The following is a 17,216-nucleotide window of genomic DNA, read 5'->3' on the forward strand; positions in this document are numbered from 1 at the left end:
CTTCTCACGACTGAGCGAGTCGTTGATACGGCTGTTGTTCAGGTGAAGGCCCTTCGTTCTGCTCAGGATGACAGGCTTCTTTTACAATAAGTGACCTTTTGACTTAAGCATTCCATTCAAAATAACGCTGATTTCTCTGGCGTGCGTGAGGACCATGAAATGGCCACCACCTGGAATGAGATAGTCGACGGGCGAAGGGCCAGGCGGGAATACCCGGTCGCGGGTGCCTAATATTTGCACGCCCCGGCCTATATCGGTGCTGTCCCAGTGCAAGAGTCGGTCGATGGCCCAGCGGGTATACACCGGCTCCATGTCGCGCAGAATCTCACGGAACAGGTGATACTCCTCTCTATTGTTGATACCAAAATACCATTGACCCACGCGGGGCAACAGCTTGAGCAACTGTGGTGGTACCAACTTGTAGATACCCGTATTGCGAATTATGCGCAGAAGAGGCGGCAGGCAATCGGCATCCGGGATGCTGCTGATGAGCACAGCCCGCGCCATAGGCCGTAGCCGACACATTTCTAGCGCTACGACACCTCCGAAGGATACGCCTACCAGCAAGCAGGGCTCGTTGGACACTACGCGCTCGGCCATGCGGGCTACGTAGTGGGGTAGGGATTCGCGCGGCTCGGGCGTAAGCCACGGCAGCACCTGAGTTTCGGTGTGCAGGAGTGGCTGCAAGTGACGGAAAATACGCTCATCGGCGCCCAGCCCCGGAAACAGGTATACCTTCATCACAGATGTTGTCTAAACCACGGATTCGGCCGTATTTATCGAATTACACGGATTCTGTAGAGGAATCAGGTAATGGTTGTTTATCGAAATTGACCACAAATTTCGTTGCAATCCGAACGAAGCTGTAGCTAGGGCTCTAGACGCAGAAAGATGCCTTCGAGGTAGAAAATATTGTGCGGCCGTTCCTCGTCAAACTCTTCTTCTTCGTACTCATCCTCTTCCGACTCATCAGTATCGGAGGGAAGCTGCATAAACGAAATTTCTTCTTCCTCGTCGTCGTCCGGACCATTGGCGGGGTAGGTGCAGGCCAGCTTGAGGGCCACGCCGGGTAGGGGCACGGGGGGCACTTCGGAGGTATTGTATTCGAGTAGGCAAGGCCACTCCGTGACGGTGGCCAGGGCCTCGGCTACTTGCTCCTGCAAGGTCTCGGCCCGGTCGCCGGCCAGGCGCAGCAGCAGGTCCAGCGACTGAAACTGCAAGCCTAAATGAAAGAAATATAAGGTGTTATCAAAAAACGTGGTGGCCCATACCGTTACGTCGTTCGTGTTGTCGAACACGATGGCCGTAATTTCTACCTGCTCCACAAAAAAATCGGCGTTGTCCGCCAGGGCATCTATCAAGCGTTCCATTACTACAGATTTACGCCGAATTTCCCGAATTCGCTGCAATCAGCCGGGCATCTTTGTGCTACTGAAACAGGGCCAGCGTGATATGATCGGCTAGCAGCTTGCCCTGGTCTGTGAGCGTGAGCACGTTGTGGTGCAGCGTAGCCCAGCCGTCGGCTTGCAACTGCCGGAGGTAGGGGCCGTGCTGGGCCGGCAGGTCTACCCCGAGCGTGTCGCGCAGATGGGCAAGGTCGCAGCCGCGGGCGGTGCGCAGGCTGGTCATCAGGTACTCGTTGGCGCGGTCTTGGGCCGAAAGGTGTTCTACAGTAGTAGGCACCTCGCCTTGCTCCAGCACCGCCGCCACGTAGCGGGCATTGTTGGCTACGGTGTATTGGCGGGTGTGGCCATCAAAGGAGTGCGCGCTCGGTCCCAGCCCCAGGTAGGGCACGCCGCGCCAATAGGCCGAGTTGTGGCGCGACTCGCGGCCGGGCTGGCAGAAGTTGCTGATTTCGTACTGTTGATACCCGTGCCGCGCCATTTCCGTGAGTAGCAACTCAAATTGCCGGGCCACAAACTCATCAGGTGGAGCCTGCATCGTGCCTTTTTTCAGGCGATGCCCGAACACGGTGCCCGGTTCGATGGTAAGCGCGTAGCACGACAAATGCGGTACGCCCAGCGCGAAGGCCGCGGCCATGTCCTGCTCCCACAGCGCATGGGTAGGAGCGGGCACACCATAAATCAGATCCACCGAAATATTCTCAAAACCTGCGTCCTGTGCTGCCCGCACGGCCTGGCCGGATTCCTGTGCCGAGTGGGCGCGGTTCATCAGGCGCAGGTGCGGCTCGTGAAAACTCTGCAACCCGATGCTGAGGCGGTTGATGGGCGAGGCCGCCAGCTCCCGCAGCTTAGCCGGCGTAAGGTCATCGGGATTAGCCTCCAACGTGATTTCTGCGTCGGGCGCTACCGTGAATTGCTGATGGATGGCCAAGAAAATCGTGTCCAACTCGGCGGCTGTCAGCAACGAGGGTGTACCTCCGCCGAAATAGATGGTAGTGAGGGTAGGAGCCGGGCCAAGGTAGGAGGCGCGCAGTTGTATTTCCTGCGTTAGGGCTTCCACAAAACGACTTTTCAGCACCATGGAGGTGCTAAAATGGAAGTCGCAGTAATGACAGGCCTGTTTGCAGAAAGGAATATGAAGGTAAAGGCCAGACATTGCTTGAGTTGTCAGTTTAGCAGTAAAGATACTATGGATGGCAGCAGAGCGGCCGGAGGTTTGTAGTAGAATAGATAGGCTGAACAGCGCCGCGTAGTGGTGCAAGAGTCGTTCGTATAGATCTTGCGCCGCTACGCGGCGCTGCTGCTTGACAAGCAACAGCTTGCCTTGTGACAACGTTCGGACGCTCTGCCGTCCTCCGTAGTATCTTTACTGCTAAACTGGCACCTCGCAACTCGACCAATGTCCGCCCGTGTCCTCGTGTTCTGTCTATTAGGGTGGCTGCTGAGCAGCTGGCCAAGCACGGCATGGGCGCAGATGACGCCTACCCCACCCAACCAGCCGGGGTTGCAAACGCCACCGTTACCTCCTAAAGCCACCCGCCCCGATACGACGGCCCAGCGTCGGATGCCGCGCAAAATTCCCCGGTTTGTGCGCCTGCGCACCGCCGATGCCGCCGACCAAGCTGTGCTGCGCCGCTACCGCTACCGTACCACGGCTCCCGATTCGCTCGCGGCCCTGCGCACGGTGCGCGAGGTGGTACAAGCCCTGCAAGCCGGTGCCTACCTCACGGCCTCGGCTGATGGGCTGCACTGGTCGCGCGACACGCTGGTGGCCGACGTGTATGTGGGCGAGCAGTTTCGGTGGGCGCGCCTGCGCAACGGCAACCTCGGCGACGCCCTGCTTACCCGCGCTGGCTACCGGGAGCGGTTTTTCACGGGGCGCCCCTTTATGCCTGGTGAGTGGAGCCGCCTACAGGAGCATATCCTGGATGAAGCCGAAAACCAAGGCTACCCTTTCGCCACCGTGCGCCTCGACTCGGTGGAGCTGCGCGGCAACGAAGTAGAGGGACGAGTGGTGCTGGACCGCGGCCCGGTCATTGTCTTCGATTCGCTGGAAGTGATTGGGGCCACCAAAACGCGGCGTAATTTCCTGATTAAGTACCTGCAACTCTTCCCTAACCAACCCTATAGTCAGCAGCGGGTAGACGCCGCCGCCCAGCTATTGCGCCAGCTGCCCTACCTGCAAGTGAAGGCCGAGCCCGAGGTGCGCTTTGCCAGGGGTAGGGCGCGGGTGTACCTGCTGCTCGCCGACCGCTCAGCCAACCAGTTCGATGCCATTGTGGGGGTGCTTCCTAATCCCAACCCCACCGCTACCCAAAATCGCGTGCAGCTTACCGGTGATGTCACCATCAACCTGCGCAACATCAAGGGGGGCGGCAAGCAACTGGGGTTGCAGTGGCGCAAGGTAGATGCGGCCTCCCAACAGCTCGATGCGCAGTATGTGCACCCCAACTTCTTCGGCACGCCGCTGGAAGTAGCTGGTACCTTTAATCTGTATCGGCAAAACGATGCGTTCTTGACCATCCGGCCGCGCCTTCAAGTTACCTACCCCACGCCGCGGGCCGGGCGTCTCACGGTCTTCACCGAGTTGCGCAGCTCCCGCCTGCTCGATACGCTGCTGGACCGGCGCACCACCCTCCCCGAAAATATCGACTCCGAATATACCAACTACGGCCTCAGCTACACCTGGAATTCTTTAGATGACCTGTTATTTCCGCGCCGGGGCGTACTGTTGGCAGCGCAAGGCAACGTGGGCAACAAACGCATCAGCCGCAACCCCGAGCTGAACGAGGAGCTATACGCGGGGCTGGCCCTGCGCTCCACGCAGGTGGGCCTGAGCGGACGCGCCGAGCGCTACTACCGGGTAGGCCAGCAAGGCGTACTGCTCACGCGCGTGCATGGCGAAGCGTTGTTCAACCAGCGCCTGTTCCTGAACGACCTGTTTCGGGTAGGCGGTTTGGCTACCCTACGGGGCTTCAACGAGTTCAACTTCTACGCCAGCCAGTATGCCGTGGGCACCGCTGAGTTCCGGCAGTTCACGGGTAACGAGGCCTACGTGTTTCTGTTCGTGGACCAGGCCTATATCCGACGTGACCTTATCAATGATTTCCGGCAGGACGCGCCCACGGGGCTAGGCGCTGGCTTGAGCTTCCGCACCGGCGCCGGGCTGTTTCAGTTTGTGTATTCAGTGGGCCGCACCCGCGGCCAATCTTTTTCTCTGAACGCCTCTAAGATTCATTTCGGCATCACGAGCCGGTTTTGATGACGAGTAAGTAAAAAATAATGATTTGATAATCAGTTACTCAGTAATTAATTATAGGTTTTTGTAACTGTAAAAGGTGTTTTATCGATAAAATTCCTACATTTGCATCACCAAACAGTGCGGGGTGGAGCAGTTGGTAGCTCGTTGGGCTCATAACCCAAAGGTCACTGGTTCGAGTCCAGTCCCCGCTACCTCGAAGAAAAGGCCAAATGATTCAATAGAATCGTTTGGCCTTTTTCTTTATTTCCGTTACTTGCCTGTAGCCCTGCCAAGCACGGCAGGAAACTATTCGGACGAAATAGGGTTTTTACAGGCGTCTTATCTCATCACCTATATGTCACACGAAGTAGCTAACCTGGATATGGCCGCGGCCACCCGGCACCTGCCGGTCGTGCACTATGCGTATTGCACCGATGCTTCTGACCGTCCCCTCAACCACCGCGGCGACTGGCCCGAAGAGGGTAAACTATATCCCGTGCGCGTGGTGCCCAGCCGCCTGGAAGGTATGGAACTGGTGCACGTGCTGACGTTTGAGGGCGAAGCCCCCTACTACAATGCCTTCGGGCCACAGCGCTTTGCCGTGGTAGCCGAGGTATGGCTGAACTAAACCGGCCCTTACTCTATCACCAAGTCATACTTAGCAACCAGCCCCACTAGCCCCGCCACCGTGAAGCGGGCCCCGCGCAACGGGTTGTGCTCTGGGTCGATAATGAAGTCGGTGGCAGTCGTGAAATCGGCACCGTTGAGCTGTGTGTGGTGAAAGACGGTCCGACTGAGGGCAGTGTGCGCAAAAGCAGCGTTGCTGAGGTCGGCCTGGGTGAAGTCGGCTTCGGTGCAGGAGCAGTGGCGGAAGGAGGTGCCTCGCATCTTCTTGCCGGCAAAGCTGGCGTAGTGCAGCTGGCATTGCTCAAAATCGACTCTGAATAGCATATCTTGGCAGGTGGCAAATTGTACGCCTGTAAGCTTACACTCCGCAAACGCTACCCCCTGCAGACCCACACCGTTGAGGGTAGCCAGCGTGAAGTTGCACCGCTCGAAGCGACAATCGATGAAGCGCTTGTGGCGCAAATCTGCCTCCGCAAAATTACAGTCGACAAATAAACACTGCTCCCACTCGGTATCTGTCCGGAGCTGATCTGCTGTCCAACGCGCAAAGGTATTTTCGGGTAGGTAAACGGTAGGGCTCTTAGAGGCTGGGGATTTCTTCATAGGGCGAAGAAACAAAACTAGTGGGGTAGGGGCCAACATCCGTTTGCGACTATATTTCGTTTGTGTTAACAAACCCTGTCTCAGCTCCCTACCTCTATCTTTCCTCCCCATGCCTCATCTTCCTTTATTTGCGTTAGCGCTGCTGGCCGCCGCGCCCAACGCGCCATCAATCGTTGGCTCTGCTACTACCTTTGCTGCTTACCAGCAAAACCCGGCCGAAACACAGTTTAACCGATTAGGGTCGGATATGATGGCTGTGGTACAACGGGCCTTATCAGCGCCTACTGATGCTGAGGCCATTGCTATTCTGGAGAAAGAAGGAGCGCCATTGCGCGAGCGGGCACAGCAGTTGCGTCCTACCTATGCGCAATGGATGGCAGGACGTAGCCCACGCGAAACAGCCGGCGTGCGAGCTCGTCTGCAAAACTCCAGCTTTGCTACCTATTTCGGCACTCTCGAAACGGACCCCCAGCTAAACAATAGACTGCGCGGTAATTCAAAGCTAAACCAAGCTGTGAAAAGCCTGCTCAATACGCTGGATATGCGGGCGAAGTAGAAGTAATCTGGCACTATGTCATCTGTAGCCCATTTGTCATCCTGAGCTTGCGAAGGACCTTATGCCAGTTGAACGGGGCATTGATACACTTGTCGTTCTTGCGTGAGAAGATCCTTCGGCACTAGCTTGATGCGCGGAATATTCAGGATGACAAGTAGGGTAAAATCACAGCCGGAACTGAAAGCTGACTTTCGCGCCGAAGTTGCGGGCGCCGGGGGAGTTGCGGTAGGTGAGGCGGTGAATAAAATCGACTCGTACTACCTTGAAGATATTCTCTACACCATAGCCTAGCTCGGCGTAAGGCGCGCGTCCCAGGGCCTGGAAGGTAGGCAGCGGCTCGCCTACTTGATTTTCGGTGGGGTTGATAGCGCGGTTGGCCTCGCTGATGCCGCCATACAGCACATTGCCAGTTACCAACAGGCGCCAGTTTAGCTTGCGCAGCAGCGGCACGCTGTTGATGAGAAAACCATCCAGATGGTTTTCGAGCTGAAGCGCCACATATTTGTCGCTCACAAACTCAAAATAGCGCATCAGGTTATAAGCGCCGGAGTTATAAAACGGCGTTTGGTTGCCGAGGTGGTTCTTGAGCAGGGGGTAGGGCACCGTGCTCGGAACATAACCCGCATCCAAAATATAGTCGGTGCGGCCAAGCTGACCGAGCTTCACGCTCTGCGTTACCAGCAGGTTCAGCTTTTGGTACTTAAAATCGCTGCCCAGTACGTTGTTGAGCCCCACCGTGTAGCGGAGTGTAACTACCGGCCAGCGCATCAGCCCAATGGCATAACGGCGGTTTTGGTTCTGGCTCTGCACCAGTACCTGGTCGCGGGCGTAGCGCGACTCCACCACAATTTCTGATAGCGTAAAATTATCGTCGGTAGGAGCGCCGGGGGCGGGTACATCGGTGTAGTAGGCAAAAGGGTAGAGCGGCCGAAACTGCTGGTGGCGCAGCGTCACCTTCTGCGTGAAGCCCCGGAACAGATCGCTTTGCAGCGACAGGCTGCTCAGTTCGCGCAGCAGTGGCCGACTGCTGCGAATGTTGCCCAGACGGGCCGAGGCCTCAAACAACGGGTTTTCCAGCGCGTACGCGTTGTCGAGTAGGGCTATTTGCTCAATATCGTGCCGGCGCTCTACGGTGGCTACCGTCCAGGTGCGGCGGTCCAGAATGCGGCTCCCCTGTACGCCGTACTTCACACGACCGTCGCGGGTACCGTAGGCCAGGTAGGCGCGCAGCAACCAATTGCGGCTGATAGCGGGGGTAGTCCGAAAGCCGAACTGAAAACGGTGCCCCTCAATACTATTAAAGGCATAGGTGCTCAGCACGGGCCCCAGGTCCAACTTGCCCGCCCGGTAGTAGCCGTTCACGGCAATGTCCATGATATCGAGCACGGTGCGCACTTCAGGTAGGCGCTGCACCGAGTCGAGGGTAGCAAAGGTGCCTTGCTCACGGGCCGTGAGGGTATCGGGGCGGTTGGCCTCCCAAAAGCCGGGCGGAGTTTCGTAGGCGCTGGCTAGCGTCTCGATGGGGAGGTTGTAGAACTCGGCCGGGCGGTCTTGGTTCACCACAAAATCGGAGTTAATGGTAGTGAACTCGGCCCGAAAAGCCGGACTTTTCTTGAGCGGCTTCACGCCCAGCTCCACGTGCGTACGGCGCGGTAGGCCCGGCCCGGCCGAGGAGGCCACCATGTCCTGCTGCACCACAATGTTATCGGCAAAGTTGAGGTTCACGGAGGAGCTCACCTTCAAATCAACTCGGCGCAGTGCGTAGGTTTCGGCATTAATCCAGATCAGTCCCGTAAAGGCCAAGTCTGCCGGACGGCGTGGCTCTACGGCAATACGGTAGCAGTAATCGGAACCCAGGAATACCGAGTCTTGCAGCTCGTATTCGTAGGTGAATTTCCAGCCGTCGGCTATGGGCGAAATGAAATCTTTGCCCAGCAGTTGCTGCCAGTTGCGGTAAAAATCCCAGTCCTGAAACGAGGTGCCCATAATCTGCGACAGCACCGAGCCCTCGCGCGGGGCCAGACCATGCATCTGCGTATGGCGGATTTCCTCGCGGGTCAGGCGCGGTTGCGACTGCACGTAGAAGCGCGAAATGGCCTCGGAGGCGAAAATAGGTAGGGCTACTCGCCCATTGGTCGTGTCGCCCAACGCACCTAGGCTATCGGCCACGTCCTGAATCTGTTGAAACAGGCTACCCTCCTCCGGGTCGCGGGGCATATTAGCCAGAAACACTTGGAGGCGGTTGTAGCTGTCGAAATCGTAGGTTTTGAGGCTGCGCTTGTTGTTCTCGTTTTTGTGTGCCTGCACCAGCCGCAAAATCCGGTAGGCCGGGTTCTCGACCTCGCCGGGCGGGCGTATGGTTACCTCACCTAGCGTGAAACCGCCTCCGCCACCTAAGGCAAAGTTGATGGTTTGCGTAGGCTGAGTACCTACGGCTTTCTTGAGCGGAGTGAAGCCCAGCGCCGAAGCACCCAGCGAATCGACGGGTTGTGCCACGGTGAGCGTGAAACGGCCGTTTTCATCGGCCGTAGTGCCCTGGCTGGAGCCCGGCACAAACACGGAAGCGAAGGGTACCGCCTTGCCCGATTTGGCTTCCGTAATGCGGCCGGCAAAGCGCACTTGCTGCCCCACCGCCGATAATGTGCTCAGAATCAGCAGCAGCCCTACCAGAAAATACGCACGCGGCTGCCGCAAAAACATAGAGAAGAAGTAAGAAAAGTTGCCCGTTTCCCTTTACTGACGGGCGGAGTTAAAGTTACGGTATTGTTGACAGGCAATTGCCAGCGCTGCCAGGAAAGCGCTTCGGAACCAGCTACTTTGCCAAACGCCGCGGCTATTTGCGCGTATCTTTGCCAAGGATGGTCGTCGGCCGTATCTTTTATACCTTAGAATTCAGTATTACGTGAAAATTCGAGAACGGGGACCGCGCCGGCCGGCGCGGGTGGCTACCCTAGTAGCCGCTCTAGGGCTTTTCAGCCAATCTTTGGTGCATGCGCAGTCGTCTTCGCCGGCGCTCCGCACCCGCACAGTAACCGTGGAATATACCGCTACGCTCCACGACTTACCTCCTACCACCCACTACCTCGACCTGTGGCTCCCTGTACCACACAACGATAAGTCGCAGGAGATTACCGGGGTAAGCGTTACTTCGCCATATCGCTACGAAATAGCTACTGGGCCCTACAACAACCAGATGGTGCACCTGCGCGTGGCGCAGCCACCGGCTGAGGGGTTCACAGTGAAACTGCAATTTCAAGCAGTACGCCGCGAGCATTTGAATCCGTTTTTGAGCGCCGGTCGCAAGCCTACCAAGGCCGAGGCCAACGACCCCGATATGGCCCGCTGGCTCCAACCCGACCGCCTCGTGCCCATTGATGCGAAGATCAAGACCTGGGCAACAGAAGTAGTAACTAAGGCCGGGGCCAAAACCGACCTCGAAAAAGCCCGCGCCATCTACAACCACGTCGTTAGCACGGTACAGTACGACAAAACTGGCCAGGGCTGGGGCCGTGGCGACATCTACTACGCCTGCGATGCCCGGCGCGGCAACTGCACCGACTTTCACGCCATTTTTATCGGCTATTGCCGGGCACTAGGTATTCCGGCGCGCTTCAGCATCGGGTTTCCCCTACCCGCCGAACGGGGCAGCGGCCAGGTGCAGGGCTACCACTGCTGGGCCGAATTCTACACCAAGCAAACCGGCTGGGTGCCCGTCGATGCTTCTGAGGCGGCCAAAAATCCGGCCCGCCGCCAGTACTTTTTCGGCGCCCACGATGAAAACCGCGTGGAATTCACCCGCGGCCGCGACCTGACTCTAACGCCTCCGCAACAGGGCGACCCGCTCAACTACTTCATCTACCCCTACGCCGAAGTAGACGGCCAGCCGTTCGATAAAATCGACCGAAAGTTCACCTATCAGGATAAGACGCAAGTGCCGTAGCCGCTCCACCAAAGCAAATGCAAAGGCCGCGTCTCTGTACAGAGACACGGCCTTTGCATTTGCTTTGATACGTGCTGTTTACTTCATCGAAGTCAAATTCTGTGTAAGTAAAGCGGAGCCATTTTGGAAGCTGCGCATGGCCTGAAGCAACTCAGGGTCTTGCTGTTGCATCACTTGGTAAAAAGCCGTGTTGCCGTAGGCATGACGCGCAATAAGGGCTTTCAGTTGCGTGCGTAGCAATAGTGCACACCGATTTTGCTCGGCTACAGAAGCACGTGTGCCAGCCTTGGCCGCCAGAGCAGCCAGCGTTTTCAGTTGTTGATCCGTAACCTGAAATTGTTGGTTGAACTGTTCGAAACGCAGCCCTGTCAATTCTGTCTGGTGGTCTTGGTAGAAGTTGAGGGCAAACTCCCGGATCAGGTTTAGCTTTTGCAGCTTGGTATAGTAAGCCGATTGCAGCAGCGTGTCGCAGGGTACGAAGAAGTCGGGCATGATGCCGCCGCCACCATACACGGTACGGCCGTGGGCCGTGCGGTAGCGCAGGGAGTCGGCAAAGTGGATGCTGTCGGCGTGCAGGTACTCACCGCGGCGTTGGCGGTTGGCCAACTCCTGCTCGTAGGCCACTGCACCACCCTGGTATGACTTCTGAATGCAGCGCCCCGAGGGCGTGAAGTAGCGGGCAATGGTCAGGCGCAGCTCCGAGCCGTCATTGAGCGTGATGGGCTGTTGCACCAAGCCTTTGCCAAAGGTGCGCCTACCCACCAGCAGAGCGCGGTCGTGGTCTTGCAGGGCACCGGCTACTACTTCGGCGGCCGAGGCGCTGTTTTCATCGACTAGCACCACCAACGGGCCTTCCTCAAACTCGCCGGTGACGCGGGCAAACGTCTGGGTATCGTACTGGTCGCCTTTGCCATCGGTATACACTAGCTTGCGGGTGCCGCCAATAAACTCGTCGGCAATTTTGGTGGCGCGGTCGAGGTAGCCGCCGGGATTACCGCGCAGGTCCAGCACGAGGCGGGTCATGCCCTGACGGCGTAGGTCACCCAGTGCCTGCTTGAACTCATCGAACGTGCCACTGGCAAAGCGGCTGATTTTGATAAAGCCCGTCTGGTTATCCAGCATATAGCTCACATCCAGTGAGTTGTTGGCGATGCGGTTGCGCGTTACCAGCATAGTGATGGGTGCACGCTGGTGACGACGCATCACGAGCAGCGGTACGCGGCTGCCGCGAGGACCCCGCAGCAAGCCCAGCACCGACTCCAGCGAGGCGTGCTTACCCGAAACAGGAGTTTCGCCGATGCGCAGGAGCCGGTCGCCGGGCAGCAGGCCAGCCATTTCGGCAGGGCCGCCACTCAGTGGGGCTACCACCGTCACGGTATCATGGAAAATGTTGACCTCGGCGCCTACCCCATCAAAGTCGCTCTGCAACAGTACCGAAGCCTGCTGCTGTTCGCGGGCCGGAATAAAAACCGTGTGCGGGTCCAACTGCTCCAGCATCCGGCTGATGGCGTAGTCTGATAAGGCCTCGGCGTCTACTGAGTCCACGTAGTCGCGGTCTACGTAGCTCAGGATTTCTTTGAACTTAAGGTAACCGCGGGAGGTACCATCAGGGTTTTGGCTGGAAGGCCGAAAGGGATTGGCACCCACCAAAATGCCGCATACCAACACAATGGCCAACAGAAAGGGCTGCCGCACCTGCCATTGCCGATTATTGGGCGCCTGCTCCGGAGCTACGGCTGGGCGAGGGGTAGGGGCAATGGTCGGCTCAACAGGCATAAACGAAAGCGGCGTAGTGGGTAGGGCGATAGTGCAATCCTGAAGGCAATAGCGTATACAGGAATAGTAAAACTTTTTCAAGAATAACGCCACACTATTTCGGAGATATGGTTTTCCAATAACAATGCAATTTGATCTTGTTAAAGAGTTATAAGTGCCCCATGTGTTTATAATTTACGTGGATTGTGTATTGTTAGATTGAGTTGTATAGAGTAATATGAATTATAATTTTAATAAGCTGCAAGATGCCATTTTGCAAAAGCGAGAACATGTGATTGTAGGCAATAGCAATATTCTGGCAGTTCCAGTTGGTCGTCGTATCTTTGCACAGCCCGCACGATAAGGAACTATACGGCGCGGGTAGGTGGTTTTTTATAGTTGCTGATGGGTCGAATTCTTGCCATTGACTACGGTCACAAACGCGTGGGCCTGGCGGTAACGGACCCCTCGCAGCTCATTGCTTCGCCGCTAGACACCGTGCACAGCAAGGACCTGCTGGCCTACCTGAAAGCCTACCACCAGCGCGACCCGCTGGCGGCTTTGGTGGTCGGGATGCCGCGCACCCTACTCAACGAGGCTACCGATGCTACTAGCGCCGTAGTAGGACTGGTGCGGCAGTTGCGGCGTGAGTTCCCGGCGGTGCCGGTGCACGAGGTCGACGAACGGTTTACCTCACGCATGGCGCACGCTACCATGTTGGCGGGCGGGCTAGGCAAGAAAGCTCGCCGCGATAAAGCCACGGTGGACCGCATCAGCGCGGCCATCATTTTGCAATCTTTCCTTGAATCCCGATGATTTACCCTGTTGTTGCCTTCGGCGACCCTGTTTTGAAAGTTCGCGCCCGCGACCTGCCTGCCGATTTTTCAGCTGACGAGCTAAAGCAGCTCGTGGCCGATATGTACGATACCATGTACTATGCCCACGGGGTAGGCCTGGCCGCACCTCAGATCGGCAAAAGCGTCCGCCTGTTCGTAATTGACTCGGCGCCGATGATAGACGAGGAGGACGAAAACGGCGAGCCAGCGCAGTTGGAAGCTACCGCGCAACCTGTGAAGCGCGCCTTCATCAACCCGCAGATCATCCATGAAGAAGGCGAGAAGTGGGGCTTTGAAGAAGGTTGCCTGAGCATTCCGGGCGTGCGCGAAATGGTGTACCGTCAGCCCGTGGTAACACTGCGCTACGAGGACGAAAACCGTCAGCCGCACGAAGAAACCTTTTCTGGTATGACGGCCCGCGTGATTCAGCACGAGTACGACCACCTGGAAGGCGTGCTGTTCACGGATAAGATTTCAGCATTCAAAAAGCAGTTTATCAAAGGCAAACTCGCCCGCATCAGCAAAGGCGACGTGAAAGCCGACTACCGCATGAAGTTTCCGCTGGTGAAGCAGCGGTAGAAAAGCAAACTGCTATACATATGAATAGCCATGGTCCACCCGGAATATTCCGGGTGGACCATGGCTATTTTTTGTGTGCCTTACTTGCTGGTGAGCAGGGGCAGTACGTCTTGCACTTCAAACAAGGAGTTGTATTGCAAAATCGACTTTAAAAAGGCTACGTGGCCCTGGCCGATGAGCAGCACAATAGATTTATCGCGCTGCACATCCACGGTGCGGAGTAAATTGTTATAGATGCGCACGTTGCGCTTGAAGAACTCCCCAGCTAAGTCGGCGCCTACGTAGTTGGGGCCACCACCCACGCGAGCCAATTCGAGCAGATAGACATCCATATTGCCCTGGTCGGCTGCTTTGGTGTTCATGCGGGCAAACTGAGCGAGGAGCGTGTTGCCGGGAAGCGGATTTTCAGGAGTAGCTTTTTTCTTGCGAGCCGCTAGCAGGCGGCCTACGCTATCCTGAGGCGTCTCGGCAAAGGTATCTTTCAGAATTTGTTCTTGGCCATGCTGCTTGGCGTAGGCCTGGGTGGCCGTGTAGTTGAATACCCCGTCGGCATCGGCGCAGTACACGCGGGGGCGGTTGAGCTTCTTAGCCAAGCGGTAGCCTACCTGGTATACCTCGTTGTTGCCGAGTGTGAACTGATTCTGGCGGTATAGCGCGTAGGTGCTGTCCACGAAGTGTTGCCGCGTTGGCTGCCATTCGATGAACACTTTATCAGCCTGCGTTTTTTGAAGGCGGTCAATGACTTCTTCTACCTCGCGTTGCTTTTCGGGCGTGTTCATGTCGGTTTTGGTTCCTTTCACTACGTCGCTGGTTGAGCCGCTGAAATGGAAAGTGCCCACGATATACAATTTGATTTTGCCGGTAGCCGGTGAGGACGTTTGGGCAGTAGCAGCGAGGGTAGGGCCTAGCAGCGAAAGGGCTAGGAGAATGCGACGGAAGTAGCGGAGCGTAGTCATCGGAGGTAGTGGTGAAGTGATGACACAAAGGTGGTAGCCGCATGAGGGGGTAGGAAGTTTATTATCCCAACCAACCAAAAATCGGCTTGAAGCCGGGAAACGCGGTCATGAACTGTTCGTCCGCCAGTGGGCGGCGTTGAAAACCACAGGGTAGGGGTTCGGATAATATTCTGGCGCAGGTGCAGGCACTTGGGCTACTTTTAGCCTATGAACCGCAAACGACTTTTTCTGTACCAAGCAGCAGGATGGACACTGTTGATTGGCTACGACTTACTGAGTATCTGGCTGACGGGTAGGGAAAAGAGTAACCTACTGAAATCGTTGTTGCTGCAATTCACTTTCTGGCTTAGCTTCATGAGCTTGTTCTACTATTGCTACCTGTTCGTGTTTCCGCAGGGCGTGCAACGGGGGCGTTGGTTGATAGTAGTGGTGGGTGTGCTGGGCACACCGGTAGTCTTTGCGGGCACCCGCTACCTGCTCGAAGAGGTGCTGTTGCCGTTGCTATTCGGCTTCCGCAATTACATGCCCGGCACTCCACTGCTGTACTACCTGAAAGACAACCTCTACTTTTTGGTGCCGACGGTGGTATTAGCCGGTGCGGCCGTAGGCGTGCGCGACACGCTGCTTCGGGAGAAAGAGCGCGAAAATCAGCTGGCGCTACAGCTGCTACAGCAGGAAAAGACGCAGGCCGAGCTGGCCTTCCTGAAAACTCAGATCAACCCGCATTTTCTCTACAACACGCTCAACTACATCTACGCGGAGGCCTACCCCGTATCGGAGCCGTTGGCCGAAGCGGTGCTGCGCCTTTCCGATCTGATGCGCTACATGCTGCACGAAAGCCCCGACGGGCGGGTAGACCTGCATAAAGAAATAGAGTACCTGGATAACTACTTGGCTATTTATCAACTGCGGTTTGAGGACCGGTTTTTTGTGCAGTTCCGGCAAACAGGTGCGGCTGTAATGGGGCAGCGGGTAGCCTCGCTGCTGCTGATTCCTTTTGTAGAGAATGCCCTAAAACACGGTGTCGTGAACAGAGCCGACCAACCGGTGGAAATCAGCCTGCACCTGCCTGCACCCAACCAGCTACTATTTGAAGTGCATAACTTCATCAACCAACATCAGAAAGACGCTACCACAGGCATTGGGCTGGCCAACATCCGCCGGCGCCTAGAGCTGCTCTACCCTAACCGGCACGACTTGCAGATAGAGGCAGATGGGGTTCAGCACCACGTGCGCTTGCTGGTAGAGTTGTAGATTTTTAGCTAGCCGCTTCGCCCGAAAGAGACGCCGAGTGTAGTGCGCAACACGGTCGAAATAACGTTCTTGCCCACCTATTTACTACCCCGTTCTTATGCTCCGCTGTATTGCCGTTGATGATGAAGCCTACGCTACTCGATTGCTAGCCAGCTACATTCAGAAAATTCCGACGCTTACGCTGGTAGGCACTACCACCAATCCTATTGAGGCGCTGCACTGGGTGCAAGAGGGCCGCGTTGATTTAGTGTTTCTGGATATCCAGATGCCGGAGCTGACGGGCTTGCAGTTTCTGAAGATCTGCGGCAACCGGTGCAAAGTTATCCTCACCACCGCCTACCCCGAGTACGCCTTAGAGGGCTACGAGCACGATGTGGTAGACTACCTGCTCAAGCCCATTGCCTTCGACCGATTTCTGCGGGCTGTGCAAAAGGCGCAGGCCCTACTGCCCGCGCCGGCCGCTGCGCCACCGCCCGTGCCTACCCCAGTGGCTTCGCCCGCGGGCAACTCGCTATTTGTGAAAGGTGAAAGCAAAAACAAATTCCTGCGTCTCGACTATGCCGACATTCTTTACGTGGAGGCGCTGAAGAACTACGTGTCCATCGTGACGCCGGGGCAGCGCGTGGTTACCTACCAAACCCTGAAAGACTTAAGCGAGCAACTGCCGCAGCCGCCGTTTCTGCGGGTGCACAAGTCCTACCTAGTGTCGCTGGACAAAATCCGAATGGTGGATGGTAACACGATCTACATTGCCGACCACACCATTCCGGTAGGCGAAACCTACCGCGACACGCTATTTCGGCTGGTGCGCGATAGGGGAGAGTAGAACTACTTCTCTAGTTTCTCAAATTCCTTAGCCAGGAGCTTGCCGTAGTAGCTTTGCTTCAGTGAATCGGGTAGGGCGCGGTAGTAGGGGCGGAGGAGTGGCTGGACGTTAGTTGTCTTAGCATTATCCAGCAGGGCGTAGGCGGTGAGGTCGGAATGGGGATACTGCTTGGCGAAAAGCACCGACGATTCGGCCATGTACTTGGGAAAACGTCCTTCGAAGAGACGTGCTGAATCGGACCACTGCTCCACGAGGGCGCGGTTGCCGGAATCGTAGGTTTGAACCAGCTTCGCGGTCACAAGGCTTTTATCCACGAAGAACTTGTTCCACAAGCTGTCATTGAGGTATAAGTAGCGTTCCAGCTCTTTTTGTTGCGGTGAAGTAGAAAACACTACGATATTCCGGAGGTAGGAGCCGAGACCAAGCCGCTGGTAGATATGGTAGAAAGTACGCTTTTCCTGTTCTTTAGGCAGAACCGTTAGCTGCACCGAATCGGCTGGTAGATAGATATCCGCATTGATGCCGAAATTCTTATCTGTAGGCTTATGGCCAAAGATATGATACACACCAGGCTGCGTAACGGTGCCTGATAGAACTAACTGACCGGCTTGCCTCTGGGCAGTGTGCAGTGTGTTGTAGG

16 protein-coding genes and 1 tRNA gene are annotated in these 17,216 nt (G+C 56.5%); 9 read left to right on the forward strand and 8 right to left on the reverse strand.

Translation table 11 applies throughout. The features are described from left to right. Nucleotides 1–81: 81 nt before the first annotated feature. From MUN82_RS19480 to hemW, 3 genes are all read right to left on the reverse strand, one after another. Complete coding sequence (locus MUN82_RS19480) at nt 82–741, reverse strand: alpha/beta fold hydrolase (protein ID WP_245093096.1); 660 nt, start codon at nt 739–741, stop codon at nt 82–84. Nucleotides 742–869: 128 nt separating this feature from the next. Then, nucleotides 870–1,370, reverse strand: coding sequence for a hypothetical protein (locus MUN82_RS19485; protein ID WP_245093098.1), 501 nt, complete (start codon nt 1,368–1,370; stop codon nt 870–872). Between the two features lie 58 nt (nt 1,371–1,428). After that, on the reverse strand, nt 1,429–2,559 hold the full coding sequence (gene hemW / locus MUN82_RS19490; RefSeq protein WP_245093100.1) for a radical SAM family heme chaperone HemW: 1,131 nt from the start codon (nt 2,557–2,559) through the stop codon (nt 1,429–1,431). Between the two features lie 243 nt (nt 2,560–2,802). On the opposite strand from hemW, the gene MUN82_RS19495 reads away from it, so the two are divergent. The 3 genes from MUN82_RS19495 to MUN82_RS19505 all read left to right on the forward strand — a co-directional run bounded on the left by MUN82_RS19495 (nt 2,803) and on the right by MUN82_RS19505 (nt 5,272). After that, nucleotides 2,803–4,665, forward strand: a complete 1,863-nt coding sequence (locus tag MUN82_RS19495; RefSeq protein WP_245093101.1) for a BamA/TamA family outer membrane protein — start codon at nt 2,803–2,805, stop codon at nt 4,663–4,665. A 118-nt stretch (nt 4,666–4,783) separates the two neighbouring features. Beyond that, a tRNA-Met gene (locus MUN82_RS19500) sits at nt 4,784–4,856 on the forward strand. A gap of 143 nt (nt 4,857–4,999) precedes the next feature. Beyond that, the gene (locus tag MUN82_RS19505; protein ID WP_245093102.1) at nt 5,000–5,272 is read left to right on the forward strand and encodes a hypothetical protein; all 273 of its coding nucleotides are present in this window, start codon (nt 5,000–5,002) and stop codon (nt 5,270–5,272) included. 8 nt (nt 5,273–5,280) lie between these two features. Here the strand turns inward: MUN82_RS19505 and MUN82_RS19510 are convergent, their stop codons facing one another. Further along, complete coding sequence (locus MUN82_RS19510; RefSeq protein WP_245093103.1) at nt 5,281–5,874, reverse strand: pentapeptide repeat-containing protein; 594 nt, start codon at nt 5,872–5,874, stop codon at nt 5,281–5,283. 109 nt (nt 5,875–5,983) lie between these two features. On the opposite strand from MUN82_RS19510, the gene MUN82_RS19515 reads away from it, so the two are divergent. Then, complete coding sequence (locus MUN82_RS19515) at nt 5,984–6,430, forward strand: hypothetical protein (protein WP_245093104.1); 447 nt, start codon at nt 5,984–5,986, stop codon at nt 6,428–6,430. A gap of 165 nt (nt 6,431–6,595) precedes the next feature. Here the strand turns inward: MUN82_RS19515 and MUN82_RS19520 are convergent, their stop codons facing one another. Continuing rightward, nucleotides 6,596–9,130 carry a DUF5686 family protein gene (locus MUN82_RS19520; RefSeq protein ID WP_245093105.1) on the reverse strand — a complete coding sequence of 845 codons (2,535 nt, stop codon included), beginning with the start codon at nt 9,128–9,130 and terminating at the stop codon, nt 6,596–6,598. Nucleotides 9,131–9,332: 202 nt separating this feature from the next. Here MUN82_RS19520 and MUN82_RS19525 point away from each other — a divergent pair, with 202 nt between their 5' ends. Then, a complete protein-coding gene (locus MUN82_RS19525) occupies nt 9,333–10,370 on the forward strand; it encodes a transglutaminase-like domain-containing protein (protein WP_245093106.1) in 1,038 nt (345 codons plus the stop codon). A gap of 78 nt (nt 10,371–10,448) precedes the next feature. Here MUN82_RS19525 and MUN82_RS19530 read toward each other — a convergent pair whose 3' ends face one another. Continuing rightward, nucleotides 10,449–12,146, reverse strand: coding sequence for a S41 family peptidase (locus MUN82_RS19530; RefSeq protein WP_245093107.1), 1,698 nt, complete (start codon nt 12,144–12,146; stop codon nt 10,449–10,451). Between the two features lie 384 nt (nt 12,147–12,530). Here MUN82_RS19530 and ruvX point away from each other — a divergent pair, with 384 nt between their 5' ends. Both ruvX and def read left to right on the forward strand, forming a co-directional pair. Further along, complete coding sequence (gene ruvX / locus MUN82_RS19535) at nt 12,531–12,941, forward strand: Holliday junction resolvase RuvX (RefSeq protein ID WP_187319241.1); 411 nt, start codon at nt 12,531–12,533, stop codon at nt 12,939–12,941. Continuing rightward, nucleotides 12,938–13,540, forward strand: a complete 603-nt coding sequence (gene def, locus MUN82_RS19540; protein ID WP_245093109.1) for a peptide deformylase — start codon at nt 12,938–12,940, stop codon at nt 13,538–13,540. The genes ruvX and def overlap by 4 nt, the downstream gene beginning before the upstream one ends. A gap of 80 nt (nt 13,541–13,620) precedes the next feature. Here the strand turns inward: def and MUN82_RS19545 are convergent, their stop codons facing one another. Continuing rightward, nucleotides 13,621–14,496, reverse strand: coding sequence for a DUF5694 domain-containing protein (locus tag MUN82_RS19545; RefSeq protein WP_245093111.1), 876 nt, complete (start codon nt 14,494–14,496; stop codon nt 13,621–13,623). A 207-nt stretch (nt 14,497–14,703) separates the two neighbouring features. Between MUN82_RS19545 and MUN82_RS19550 the strand changes: the two genes are divergently transcribed. Continuing rightward, complete coding sequence (locus tag MUN82_RS19550) at nt 14,704–15,750, forward strand: sensor histidine kinase (RefSeq protein WP_245093113.1); 1,047 nt, start codon at nt 14,704–14,706, stop codon at nt 15,748–15,750. Between the two features lie 97 nt (nt 15,751–15,847). Next, nucleotides 15,848–16,576 carry a LytR/AlgR family response regulator transcription factor gene (locus tag MUN82_RS19555; protein WP_245093115.1) on the forward strand — a complete coding sequence of 243 codons (729 nt, stop codon included), beginning with the start codon at nt 15,848–15,850 and terminating at the stop codon, nt 16,574–16,576. Between the two features lie 2 nt (nt 16,577–16,578). Here the strand turns inward: MUN82_RS19555 and MUN82_RS19560 are convergent, their stop codons facing one another. Further along, nucleotides 16,579–17,142, reverse strand: a complete 564-nt coding sequence (locus tag MUN82_RS19560) for a hypothetical protein (RefSeq protein WP_245093117.1) — start codon at nt 17,140–17,142, stop codon at nt 16,579–16,581. Nucleotides 17,143–17,216 lie beyond the last annotated feature (74 nt).

It is taken from the genome of Hymenobacter aerilatus (genome assembly GCF_022921095.1).
Lineage (GTDB): Bacteria > Bacteroidota > Bacteroidia > Cytophagales > Hymenobacteraceae > Hymenobacter > Hymenobacter aerilatus.